This is a genomic window from Gemella sp. 27098_8_92 (genome assembly GCF_041433685.1).
Taxonomy (GTDB): Bacteria; Bacillota; Bacilli; order Staphylococcales; family Gemellaceae; genus Gemella.
In genome coordinates this window covers 16,522-28,220 of the sequence record NZ_JAPWBZ010000006.1, presented here as the reverse complement: position 1 = coordinate 28,220, position 11,699 = coordinate 16,522, and the positions used below count along the sequence as shown (strand labels likewise).

Sequence of the window (11,699 nt, the reverse complement as noted above, 5' to 3'; positions counted from 1 at the left end):
TTTTATTAACAATTCTTCAATACTTTTTTAACAGTCCTTTATATTTTACCATATTTTAGGCATTTTTTTACATAATATGATAGTTTTATGAAATAAAATCATTACTTATTTCTTAAATTTCTTATAGATGATTATAACTACCTCTCATAGAAAACATAATATCTATAGTGTAAATTCACACTAATTACAGTAAAAAAGAGAAGTTAAAAACTTCTCTTTTTTACTAACGTTTATCAATTTTTTTAACTACCGTATCTCCTAAAATTTGAATAGCAAAAACGATAACTAGAATTAACACTGTAGCAACAAATGTTAGTGTGCTATTATTACGTTGGAATCCATCTAAATAAGCAAGGTTTCCTAGCCCTCCAGCACCGATGACACCAGCCATCGCTGTTGCACCTACTAACGCAATAGCCGTAACTGTTAAACCAGAAACAATAGCTGGTAAACTCTCTGGAATTAATACTTTGGTTATAATAGTGATTCTTTTTGCGCCCATTGCACGAGCAGCTTCTATAACCCCCTTATCAACTTCACGAAGACCTATTTCTACAAGTCGAGCATAGAATGGTGCTGCTGAAATAATAAGCGCAGGAATAGCAGCTTGAACCCCAATAATAGTACCAATCAAAGCTTTTGTAAAAGGAATTAATAATACTATTAAAATAATAAACGGAATTGCCCTAAAGATATTTACTATCGCCGTTACAACAGTGTAAAATCCTCTACCAAAAGCACCTTTACTGTTTGAGGTAATATAAAGTAATAATCCTAAAAATAACCCAAGTAAAAATACTGCAATCAATGACTCAAATGTCATAATTAATGTTTCTATTGTCTTTTCTTGAACTTTATCCCAATTAACTCTTGAAAACTCAAACATTATAACACCTCCGTTAAAATTCCTAGCTCATTTAGTCTAGCTATTACTTTTTCTACATTTTCGTTACTTCCTATTAGTTGGACAAATAATGTTCCAATGTTAGCATTAGCTGTTTTATCAATATGTCCATTAATTATATTAAAATCAAAGTCAATTTCTTTTATCAACATGCTGAGAATAGGCTTTTTAGACGTATTATTATCAAACGTAAATTTAATTATTATACCGTCTGTAAATACTTTTTTCCATTCTTCAATATTTTCACGTTCTTCTATCTCTGAAGCAAACGATGTTTGACTTAAGAATTTTTTAGTAACTTCTTGCGTCGGATGATAAAATACTTCTGATACTAAACCATCTTCAGCTATAGTTCCTCCGTCAATTACTGCAACTTTAGTACAAATAGTTTTTATAACATTCATTTCATGCGTAATAAGAACAACTGTAATATTAGTTTTTCTATGAATCTCCTTAATAAGATTTAAAACCTCTGCAGTTGTTTCTGGATCAAGTGCACTCGTTGCTTCATCACAAAGGAGTATCGATGGGCGCCCTGCTAATGCACGCGCAATACCAACCCTTTGTTTTTGTCCACCAGATAGTTGAGACGGATAGGCATTAAGTCTATCTTCAAGTCCTACTAGTTTCGCAAGTTCTTCTACTCTTGCTTTTATTTCCTGTTTTGATTTTCCTAAAATTTCTAATGGGAAAGCAATATTTTCTGCAACAGTTCTGCTCCACAAAAGATTAAAATGTTGGAAAATCATTCCTATTTTTTGGCGTTTCAGACGACGTTGTTCCTCTGTAATTTTATTAAAATCATCACCATCAATAATTACTTCTCCATCTGTTGCAACTTCCAATCCATTTAGAAGTCGAACTAAAGTACTCTTACCTGCACCAGAATAACCAATTATTCCGTAAATATCCCCTTCCTCCACTTTAAGATTAATATTTTTCAATGCATGAACTTTATTATCATATATCTTATTTACATTCTTTAACTCAATCATGTGCTTCTCCTTTCAATAAATTAAAATAAAAACGCCCTTACTCCTCCACGGAATAAGGGCGTTTTACGCGGTACCACCTTATATTTTACTTATAACTACTAACATAGCTTATCCTATAACGTGGATACCCGAACAAAGTTTACAATTAATGTTTACCTTATTAACCACTCGAACCATTTTCCTAAATGTCATAATATGTCTTCACAGCAAACGACACTCTCTTTGATTATTTAATCTAGTACTTATAAGAGTATTGGTTTTATATTAAACTTTGCTATTAGTATAGCATCATATTTTTTTACTGTCAAGAATTAACTTAAATATTCTTTTAACACCTATTTAAACTAATCTTGGTTATCTACTTTATACTATTTTCTCTTAAGTATTCTCCTACTAATCGAGCCATATCATCTAGAAGATCATCTAATTCCTCCCAGTTTTTTACAGTTGCACCACTAGCCAAAGGATGCCCCCCACCTGCATACTTTTCTGCAAGAGTATTTATAACAGGTCCTTTCGAACGAATTCTTACACGCACTTTGTTTCCTTCATCAATTGCAAAACACCATGCATAAAGTCCTTCAAGACTTCGCAGTAAATTAACACCAGTAGATACTTCCCCTGGATCAACTCCATACTTATCCATATCTTCTTTTGTGATTTTTAAATAAGCTACACCAGTTTGATATACATCATATTTCTCGAAAATGAATGCTCTAAAACGCATAAGATTTTCACTAATAATTTCCATTCTATCCAAGAGTTCACTCATATTAAAATCATATTTTATAAGTTCAGATGCAACTCTCAATGTTTCATTTGATGTATTTGGGAATAAAAATCTACCTGTATCCCCAACTATACCTAAATAAAGCAATTTTGCTGCTTCATCATTTAATTTAATATCATATTTTTTATTTAAATATGTATAAAAATTGTAAATAAGTTCACTACAAGACGAAACCTCTGTATTAACTAAATTAATATCTCCATAATTATCCAAAGGTGGATGATGATCTATTTTTATTAAAAAGTTATTTTTTGTAAATAGTTTTCCATCTATTCTAGGAAAGTTAGCTGTATCCGTTATTATTATCAAAGCATCTTTATAGTCATCTTCTACAACTTCACTATTTTTAAACAGAAAGCACAGTGACGGTGAATCTTTTCCTACTGTAATAACTTCTTTTTCAGGAAAGTTAGTTTTTATAAGTTGGTACATCGCACCTTGTGATCCATAAGCATCTGGATCCGGTCTTTCATGACGATGAATAATTATTTTTTTACTTTCTTTTATTTTTCGAAAAATTTCTTCATATAGATTTTCATAAGTTTCTAACATTTAGCTTCTTCTTTCTACTAGTTTCTTTGGAATACTTGACAAGTTACCATAGCTTTAGCTACTAATTCAGTTTTATCAAATACTTCTACATCAAATTTGGCAGTTTTTCTACCTATATCCAAAATATTAACTTTTGTTGTCACTGTACGATCTAACGGAACTGATTTTAAGAAATACAATGAAACATTTTGCATAAGAACTTCACTTCTATTGTAGTTATAACTTGTTATATGAATTGATTCATCGATAATACTTAATAGTGCCGAACTAGAGAAAGTACCAAACTGATCTAGCATTTGAGGAATAATTTTGACTTGAAGCCCATCAGCTCTTGGTACAATACCTTTACGCATAATTTCATCAAAAGTATCGTTATTATGTCCTTCTTGGAATCTATTACTAGTTAATAATGAATTTATTACTAATTTTCTAGTTACTATCCCTAACAATGTGTTTTTAGCATCAATTACAGGCATAAGTTCAAATCCTTCTAATAGCATAGTATTCGCTACAGAAGAAATAGGTGTATCTAATGTTGTTGTAGAAACCTTACGTTCCATAACTTCCTTAATTAATGCATCTTTGTCTTTTAAGAATACATCACGAGCAGTAATAATACCAACTAATTTTCCATATTCATTGACAACTGGATATCGTGTATGCCCTGCTTCTAACTGAAGATTATACCAATCTTTTACTGTATTATTAAGATTTATTGTATATAAATTTTCTACTTTTATATAAATACTTTCTACTGTTATAATATCACGTTTAATAATTTGGTCATTTGTTACCCTATTAATTAAATGTGTGACAGAAAAAGTATCGTGTGGCGTTATAATTAATGGAAGATTTTTACTATCTGCTAATGATTTTATATAATCATTTGGAATATATCCTCCTGTTACTAAAATAGCACATCCTTTTTCCAGTGACATTTCAATAATTTTAGGGCGATTTCCTATAATTAATAATGTTCCTTTTCTTATATGTTTTCCTACTTGTTCAGAATCCATAGCTCCAATAGCAAAGTCTTGAACTATTTCGTGAATTCCTCCGCGTCCTGCTATTAATTGTCCACTAACTATATTTACTATTTCAGAATAAGATAATTTTTCAACATTATCACGTTCTTTTTTCTGAATACGTACAGTTCCAACACGCTCTATCGATGATACAAATCCTCTATTTTCTGATTCTTTAATGGCTCTATATGCCGTTCCTTCACTAACTTTTAATTCTTTTGCCACTTGACGAACTGAAATCTTGCTTCCAATCGGTAAACTTTTAATATACTCTAATATTTTCTGATGTTTTGATTTCATAATTTTTCCTCCTTTTTTATTATAATACAAACTTTTATTTTATAACACTTTACTACTATAAGTAATTATATACTTTTTAAGGCTCTATTTCAAGCATAAAAACGATGAAATTCAAGTTATATTACTTACATTTCATCGTTTTAAAAAGTTTTATTTTTAGAAAAATAATTTATATTAGTAGTATAAACATTATTCCCACTTTATATTATTACAGCAATGTTTTTACTTTTCTTCTATAACACCTTTATAGATTTTTTAAAAATTATATTACTACTTTCTACCAGCAGGTAGCTTTTTAGCATAACCCTCTTTAGTCTCTTGTTTAGCTCGAGCAATTACTAATGAATCTTCTGGAACATTTTTCGTAACAGTAGACCCTGCTGCTATAACTGCTCCATCTCCTATTTCTAATGGCGCTATTAAGTTCGAATTACATCCTATAAAAGTATTGCTACCTATTGTAGTTTTATATTTATTCTTACCATCATAATTTACAGTAATTGTGCCACAACCTATATTTGTATTAGCTCCAACAGTAGTATCTCCAAGATAGCTTAAATGGGCTGTTTTAGAACCTTCTCCATATATTGTATTTTTCAGTTCTACAAAGTTTCCTACTCGAACATTATCTCCAAGCTCACAATTATTTCTAATATGAGAATATGGACCCACACTTGTTTTATTTCCAATTTTTGAATCCTTAATAGTTGAAGATAGAACTTTTACACCATTACCTATAACTGCATTTTCTAAATATGAATTAGGCTTTATTTGACAATCTTCTCCTATAATAGTATTTGATTTTAGCGTTACATTTGGGTAGATAGTAGTATCTCGCCCAATAATAACATTAGGTGCAATATAAGTGTTAGTCGGGTCTACCAGCGTGACACCCGCTAACATATGTTTGGTATTAATCCTATTACGCATTACATTTTCCGCATAAGAAAGTGCAACTCTATCATTAACTCCAAATGTCTCATCAAAGTCATCACACAAATAAGTTTCAATAATTTCTTTTTGCTCACGAACTAAAGCAAGTACATCTGGTAGATAATATTCTCCTTGCTTATTATCATTTTTAACCTTTTCAAGCATTTTAAATAATAGTTTGTTATCAAAACAGTATATCCCTGAATTAATCTCTTTTATTTGTTTTTCTTTATCTGTCGCATCTTTTTCTTCAACAATTTTCACCAATTTTCCATTAACATCTCGAATAATTCTTCCATAAGCAAATGGGTCATCAGCAATAGCAGTTAGAACAGTTGCTTTAGCTTTACTCTTTTCATGATGATCTAACATATTGTTTATAGTTTCTGGACGAATAAGTGGAGTATCTCCATACATAACTATTGTTGTTCCCTCTTTATCAGCAAGTTCACCTTTAGCCATTTTCACCGCATGCGCTGTTCCTAATTGCTCTGCTTGAAGAACAAACTTAGTTCTATCTCCTAATACTTCTTTAACTCGTTCAGCACCGTGTCCGACTACTGTGATTACTTCTTGCATTTCTAAATCACTTAAACTATCTAAAACAAGTTCTACCATAGTTCTATCACAAACTTTATGCAATACTTTATATAATTTTGATTGCATTCTTGTACCTTTTCCAGCTGCAAGTATTACCGCATATCTGTTATTACTCATTAATGTTATCCTCTTTCTCTACTTGTCTTAATTTTTCTATTACATTTCCTAATTTCACATCAAAAGTTCCATTAAATTCATCTATATTATCAATTTTTGATAAATATAAATAATCATCTTCATGTTCTCGTGGTGAATCGAAACATTGCGTTATTATTACCTTACCTACCACATTAACATCAAATTCATTCATAAGGCTTTCCATACCTGTAAGTACTCCACCACCACGCATAAAATCATCTACTAACAAGACTTTCGAGTGGCTTTCCAAACTTCTCTTAGATAAAATCATAGTTTCTATTTTTTTTGTAGACCCTGAAACGTAGTTAATAGCTACTGTTGTTCCTTCTGTGACCTTGTTATCACGTCTTATAGTAATAACCGGTTTATTTAAAATAGAAGCTATCGCATAAGCTACAGGAATTCCTTTGGTTGCGACAGTGACTACAGCATCAATTTCTTTATTTTTATAGACAGTTGCAACAACACGTCCTAACTTATTCATAAGGCTAGGATTCCCTATTATGTCAGACATAAAGATATATCCACCAGCAAGTAAACGACTTCCATCATTTATTTTTTCTATAAAATCATTAAGGATAGTCTTCGCGTCTTCTTCTACTAATGTCGGTGTAAAAATAACTCCTCCACTAACTCCTGCAAGTGTCTTAACTTCGCCAATATTTTCTTCTTTAAAACCATTTTTTATAATATGGATATCTTCACTGATAGAAGATTTTGCTTGATTAAATTTTGAAACAAAATAGGTCAAAGGTATTAGCTTATTTGGATTATTTAATAAATATTCCGTCATTACTACTATTCTTTCGCTTCTCTTTAATTTCATCTTCTACTCCTTATAAAATATATTTTATATGAACTTTAGTACATTACATAAAATTCATATTTTTTCATTTAATTCGTATATTATAACTATATAATACCATTATCGTTCGGATTAGTAAAGAGAACCTCCTTTTTTTACACTAAAATTAGTTATTTCGTCCTTGATTTTCACGAAAAACTTACTTTTATAAAAAATAAATAAAGAAACTCTTCTAAATTTATTTTTCTAAAGATTCGGCATATCTCCCTCAAACCTCTAGATATTCTGCTGTTTCTCCAGATTCTCTTTTCCCCCAGAAGATAGTAAAGATTTTACCGAACCACCCTGGATAACCCTGTATCCTTGTGATTTGCGTCCTATTCTCCCCTAAGTCTAAAACTTTGCATATAAGTATAGATTTCAATGGTTTGTGCTCAGCGTGTATTTCCACAGTCATATTTTCTTCATCTATACTATATAATTCACAATCCATTACTATCCCTTCCTTAGAAGTTATATTATATTTTCTTCCAATTTCAAAAAAGTTAGTATCCATTGAATAGAAAATTCCACTATTTGTAGAGAGATCCGGCAACCACTTATTCATCTCTTTTAAAGCTTGCCAAGCAGATGCTGAACTAACATTTAATACTTTATCTCTTTGATACATTTTCATTGTATTCCATCTCCATCTTTTTATTTAACATATATGTAATTCATATTATTATCTTAAATTTATTATACAAACTACACTAAAATTTAGCAATATTAATTAAATCTATATTTGTAATCAAAATAATTTTTCTCTCTTACTTTACTTTTATCTAAATTTCTTATAGTAACTATACTATAATCAAAGCAAAACCTTGACTTATCGTTGTTTATATAGTAATATTCACTTATAAATAAAAAATAAGGAGTTTATTTTTTTATGAGAAAATATTTTGGAACAGATGGTATCCGTGGTGTCGCTGGCGAATCACTTACCTCTGATTTAAGCTTTAAAGTAGGAAAAGCCCTTGGTAAATTACTTACTGAAAAAAAAGAGCACCCAAAAGTAATAATCGGTAGAGATACCAGAATTTCTTGTGATATGATTGAATATGCCCTAACAGCAGGACTAACAAGTGTTGGAGTTAATGTTATGACTGTAGGAGTAATACCTACACCTGCTATTGCTTATTTAACTAAAACTATTGAAACAGATAGCGGAATTATGATTTCTGCTTCACACAATCCATACCAAGATAATGGAATCAAAATTTTTGGCCCAGATGGTTTTAAACTAACTGATGAACAAGAACTAGAAATTGAAGATTTAATTGATAATTCTGACCAAATCGAAAATGCTAGTTACGAAAATATAGGTAGATTGTATTCTGGTAGCGAGCTTAGTCAAAAGTATATTCAGCATATTAAACAATCTATTACAGGAGATCTTTCTAAACTTAACATTGCAGTTGACTGTGCCAATGGTGCTACTACTGGAGTGGCTCCATTCTTATTTGGAGATTTAGAAGCTGACATTGAAACTATCGGTTGTATGCCTAATGGTATTAATATTAATGACAATGTTGGTTCTACAAAAATCAATACTCTTGTTGATTTTGTAAAAGAAAATAATGTTGATGTCGGTTTTGCTTTTGATGGAGATGGCGACCGAGTATTAGCTGTAGATGCTAATGGAAATGTTGTTGACGGCGATAAAATTATGTTTATCCTTGCTAAATATCTTAAAGAAAAAGGCGAACTTAACGACAACATGGTTGTTTCAACAGTAATGAGTAATATTGGATTCTACAAAGCTATCGAAGAAAATGGTTTACAATCTATAAAAACTGCGGTCGGAGATAGATATGTTGTTGAAGAAATGAGAAATAATAATTACTCTTTAGGTGGTGAACAATCAGGCCATATTATCTTGATGAACTATGCTACTACTGGGGACGGGATATTAACAGCTGTCAAGCTAGCTGATATCATCAAAACTTCTGGAAAAACTTTACAAGAGCTTGCTAGTGAGGTAAATATCTACCCACAAAAACTAGTTAATATAAAAGTACTAGATAAAAAATTAGCCATGGAAGATCAAGATATTCTTGAAGAATGTGCTAAAGTCGAAAAAGAGCTTAAAGGAAATGGACGTATTTTACTACGTGCATCAGGTACTGAAAATCTAATACGGGTTATGGTTGAAGCTAGCAGTGATGAACTTACAGATAAATACTGCGAACAAGTTGCAAAAATAGTTCGTGAAAAATATGAAGTAAAATAGTTATTATTAAGGCCTTTCAATATTTGTTTAAAAATATCTTTATAGAGGGATAATGTTATCCCTCTATATTTGTTTTTATAATTATTATATTTTCTAAATTAAAATACTAAATTATCTTTTTTCTTATCCAATTTACCTACGTTTTTTTGTATATCTTCTAGTCAATTTTTTTTGTATATTATCTACATTATATTGTATATTTTTATTCCTATTATTATCTTAATAATTTCCTAATATCTAATATATATTTAAATATAAAGTTTCTTTTTCAAAAATAAATTACTCTTAAACAGTAAACTAATACTGCCCCTATATTTACTGTAATATAGGCATTATTTATATTTTTGTTATAAATAAAATAGTAACTATTATCAAAATATTAATTTTTTTATGTAAAATTTTAATTATCAATATTTTTTCAAAAAAAAATTAATATATTTTGGAAAAAAATTGATTTTCCTCTTGTTTTTTGTATATACTTCTGATATACTTATAGGTGAAGTAATACTATATTACTTCATATGTTCTTTTATTATAAGTCTCCCTAGCTTATAATAAAGACTTTTCATATTTACTCCCTTATTTCTACCTTACAATATTTTTTGTAAGGTAGGTTTTTTTATTTTAAACTTATTTTTCCAATATTATTTAATATTTTCCTTTACACTTCTCTTTAAGGTATTTTTTTGCTTTCATGCAACATTCCTCTTGACTTTTAATGTTTCCTAAGGTAAACTTTAATGTAGATAGAAAAGAATGGACGGAATATATATGATAAATATAACTAATCTGAGTGTTCGATATAAAGATACACTTGCTATTGATAATATAAATTTACAAATAGATAAGCCATCTATCATAGGTATTATTGGGCCTAACGGTGCTGGTAAATCAACACTAATAAAAGCTATTTTGAATATTATTCCTTTTAAAGGTACAGCAGAAGTTGATAACAAAATATCAAAAAATGCACTGAATAATATTGCATATGTAGAACAAAAAATAAACATTGATTATAATTTTCCTATTAAAGTTAGGGAATGTGTGTCACTTGGCGTTTACCCAAAAATAAAATTATTTCACAAATTAAAAAAAGAACATTGGAAAAAAGTTGATGATGCTCTTAAATTGGTTGGATTAGAAGAATTTTCACATAGACAAATTAGTGAATTGTCTGGTGGTCAATTCCAACGTGTACTTATCGCTCGTTGCTTAGTACAAGAGGCCAAATATATCTTTTTAGACGAACCTTTTGTAGGTATAGATTCTGTTAGTGAAGAAATTATTATGGATACGCTAAGAAAATTAAAAGAAAAAGGTCACACTATTCTAATAGTACACCATGATCTTCGAAAGGTTCATATGTATTTTGATAACGTTCTGCTTATCAATAAAGAGCTAATTGCCTATGGAGAGACAAAAGAAACCTTCACAAGAGAAAATTTAACAAAAGCTTATGGCACAGATTTATTCTTCCTAGGGGGTGGTACTAATGATTAAAGAATTCATTGATGGGCTTTATAGCTTTCATTTTTTACAAAATGCACTTATTACCGCAATTATCATTGGTATTGTCGCTGGTGCGGTAGGATGTTTTATCGTCCTTCGCGGAATGAGCTTAATGGGAGACGCCATTTCTCACGCTGTTCTCCCTGGAGTCGCTATTTCTTACATACTTGGTATTGACTTCTTTATCGGAGCTATAGCTTTTGGTTTACTTGCTTCGATTATTATTACCTTTATCAAAGGAAACTCAATTATCAAAAGTGATACTGCCATTGGAATAACTTTCAGTTCTTTCTTGGCGCTTGGGGTTATCCTTATAGGTGTTGCAAAAAGTTCTACCGACTTATTCCACATATTATTTGGTAATATACTAGCTGTACAAGATATTGATATGTATATTACAATCGGAGTTGGAGTTTTTGTCTTACTTGTCATTAAACTATTTTTTAAAGAATTACTTCTTACTTCGTTTGATGAATTATTGGCTAAAGCTATGGGAATGAAAGTTAACTTTTATCATTATTTACTTATGATACTTTTAACATTAGTTTCCGTTACAGCTATGCAAAGTGTTGGTACTATTTTAATAGTGGCTATGTTAATTACACCAGCTGCAACAGCATATTTATATGCTAACAGCCTTAAAACAATGATATTCTTATCATCTACTATTGGAGCAGTTTGCTCAGTATTAGGTTTGTTTATTGGATACTCATTTAATATCGCTGCTGGTTCTAGCATTGTTTTAACACTCGCAGCAGTATTCGCTATAAGTTTCTTTATAGCGCCTAAGCAAAAATTTATAAAACATAAAAAAAATAACTAAGTTCATAAATATACAGCTTACTTTATGATAAATTAAAGATTAAAATGATA

General features: G+C 30.1%; 10 protein-coding genes. 3 read left to right on the top strand and 7 right to left on the bottom strand.

Annotation, left to right across the window (positions count from 1 at the left end; all coding sequences use genetic code 11):
• Nucleotides 1-223: 223 nt before the first annotated feature.
• The 7 genes from O3802_RS05335 to O3802_RS05305 all read right to left on the bottom strand — a co-directional run bounded on the left by O3802_RS05335 (nucleotide 224) and on the right by O3802_RS05305 (nucleotide 7,718).
• Nucleotides 224-886, bottom strand: a complete 663-nt coding sequence (locus O3802_RS05335) for a methionine ABC transporter permease (protein ID WP_371458619.1) — start codon at nucleotides 884-886, stop codon at nucleotides 224-226.
• Nucleotides 886-1,899, bottom strand: a complete 1,014-nt coding sequence (locus O3802_RS05330) for a methionine ABC transporter ATP-binding protein (protein WP_371458618.1) — start codon at nucleotides 1,897-1,899, stop codon at nucleotides 886-888. The genes O3802_RS05335 and O3802_RS05330 overlap by 1 nt, the downstream gene beginning before the upstream one ends.
• 358 nt (nucleotides 1,900-2,257) lie before the next feature.
• On the bottom strand, nucleotides 2,258-3,241 hold the full coding sequence (locus O3802_RS05325) for a DHH family phosphoesterase (protein WP_371458617.1): 984 nt from the start codon (nucleotides 3,239-3,241) through the stop codon (nucleotides 2,258-2,260).
• 17 nt (nucleotides 3,242-3,258) lie between these two features.
• Complete coding sequence (locus tag O3802_RS05320) at nucleotides 3,259-4,566, bottom strand: DRTGG domain-containing protein (protein WP_371458616.1); 1,308 nt, start codon at nucleotides 4,564-4,566, stop codon at nucleotides 3,259-3,261.
• A gap of 270 nt (nucleotides 4,567-4,836) precedes the next feature.
• Nucleotides 4,837-6,216 (bottom strand): bifunctional UDP-N-acetylglucosamine diphosphorylase/glucosamine-1-phosphate N-acetyltransferase GlmU, encoded by a 1,380-nt coding sequence (glmU, locus tag O3802_RS05315; protein WP_371458615.1) that lies wholly within the window; start codon nucleotides 6,214-6,216, stop codon nucleotides 4,837-4,839.
• Nucleotides 6,209-7,063, bottom strand: coding sequence for a pur operon repressor (gene purR / locus O3802_RS05310; protein ID WP_371458614.1), 855 nt, complete (start codon nucleotides 7,061-7,063; stop codon nucleotides 6,209-6,211). The genes glmU and purR overlap by 8 nt, the downstream gene beginning before the upstream one ends.
• Nucleotides 7,064-7,310: 247 nt before the next feature.
• Nucleotides 7,311-7,718 carry a hypothetical protein gene (locus O3802_RS05305; protein WP_371458613.1) on the bottom strand — a complete coding sequence of 136 codons (408 nt, stop codon included), beginning with the start codon at nucleotides 7,716-7,718 and terminating at the stop codon, nucleotides 7,311-7,313.
• A gap of 255 nt (nucleotides 7,719-7,973) precedes the next feature.
• Between O3802_RS05305 and glmM the strand changes: the two genes are divergently transcribed.
• The 3 genes from glmM to O3802_RS05290 all read left to right on the top strand — a co-directional run bounded on the left by glmM (nucleotide 7,974) and on the right by O3802_RS05290 (nucleotide 11,649).
• Nucleotides 7,974-9,317 (top strand): phosphoglucosamine mutase, encoded by a 1,344-nt coding sequence (glmM, locus tag O3802_RS05300; RefSeq protein WP_371458612.1) that lies wholly within the window; start codon nucleotides 7,974-7,976, stop codon nucleotides 9,315-9,317.
• Between the two features lie 771 nt (nucleotides 9,318-10,088).
• On the top strand, nucleotides 10,089-10,817 hold the full coding sequence (locus O3802_RS05295; RefSeq protein WP_371458611.1) for a metal ABC transporter ATP-binding protein: 729 nt from the start codon (nucleotides 10,089-10,091) through the stop codon (nucleotides 10,815-10,817).
• A complete protein-coding gene (locus O3802_RS05290; RefSeq protein ID WP_281665987.1) occupies nucleotides 10,810-11,649 on the top strand; it encodes a metal ABC transporter permease in 840 nt (279 codons plus the stop codon). Before O3802_RS05295 ends, O3802_RS05290 begins: the two co-directional genes overlap by 8 nt.
• Nucleotides 11,650-11,699 lie beyond the last annotated feature (50 nt).

Bases quoted from the DNA above. Each gene is read 5' to 3' on its own strand.
- O3802_RS05295 (WP_371458611.1), top strand. From the start codon at position 10,089: ATGATAAATATAACTAATCTGAGTGTTCGATATAAAGATACACTTGCT.
- O3802_RS05330 (WP_371458618.1), bottom strand. From the start codon at position 1,899: ATGATTGAGTTAAAGAATGTAAATAAGATATATGATAATAAAGTTCAT.
- O3802_RS05335 (WP_371458619.1), bottom strand. From the start codon at position 886: ATGTTTGAGTTTTCAAGAGTTAATTGGGATAAAGTTCAAGAAAAGACA.
- O3802_RS05305 (WP_371458613.1), bottom strand. From the start codon at position 7,718: ATGAAAATGTATCAAAGAGATAAAGTATTAAATGTTAGTTCAGCATCT.
- purR (WP_371458614.1), bottom strand. From the start codon at position 7,063: ATGAAATTAAAGAGAAGCGAAAGAATAGTAGTAATGACGGAATATTTA.
- O3802_RS05290 (WP_281665987.1), top strand. From the start codon at position 10,810: ATGATTAAAGAATTCATTGATGGGCTTTATAGCTTTCATTTTTTACAA.
- O3802_RS05320 (WP_371458616.1), bottom strand. From the start codon at position 4,566: ATGAAATCAAAACATCAGAAAATATTAGAGTATATTAAAAGTTTACCG.
- O3802_RS05325 (WP_371458617.1), bottom strand. From the start codon at position 3,241: ATGTTAGAAACTTATGAAAATCTATATGAAGAAATTTTTCGAAAAATA.
- glmM (WP_371458612.1), top strand. From the start codon at position 7,974: ATGAGAAAATATTTTGGAACAGATGGTATCCGTGGTGTCGCTGGCGAA.
- glmU (WP_371458615.1), bottom strand. From the start codon at position 6,216: ATGAGTAATAACAGATATGCGGTAATACTTGCAGCTGGAAAAGGTACA.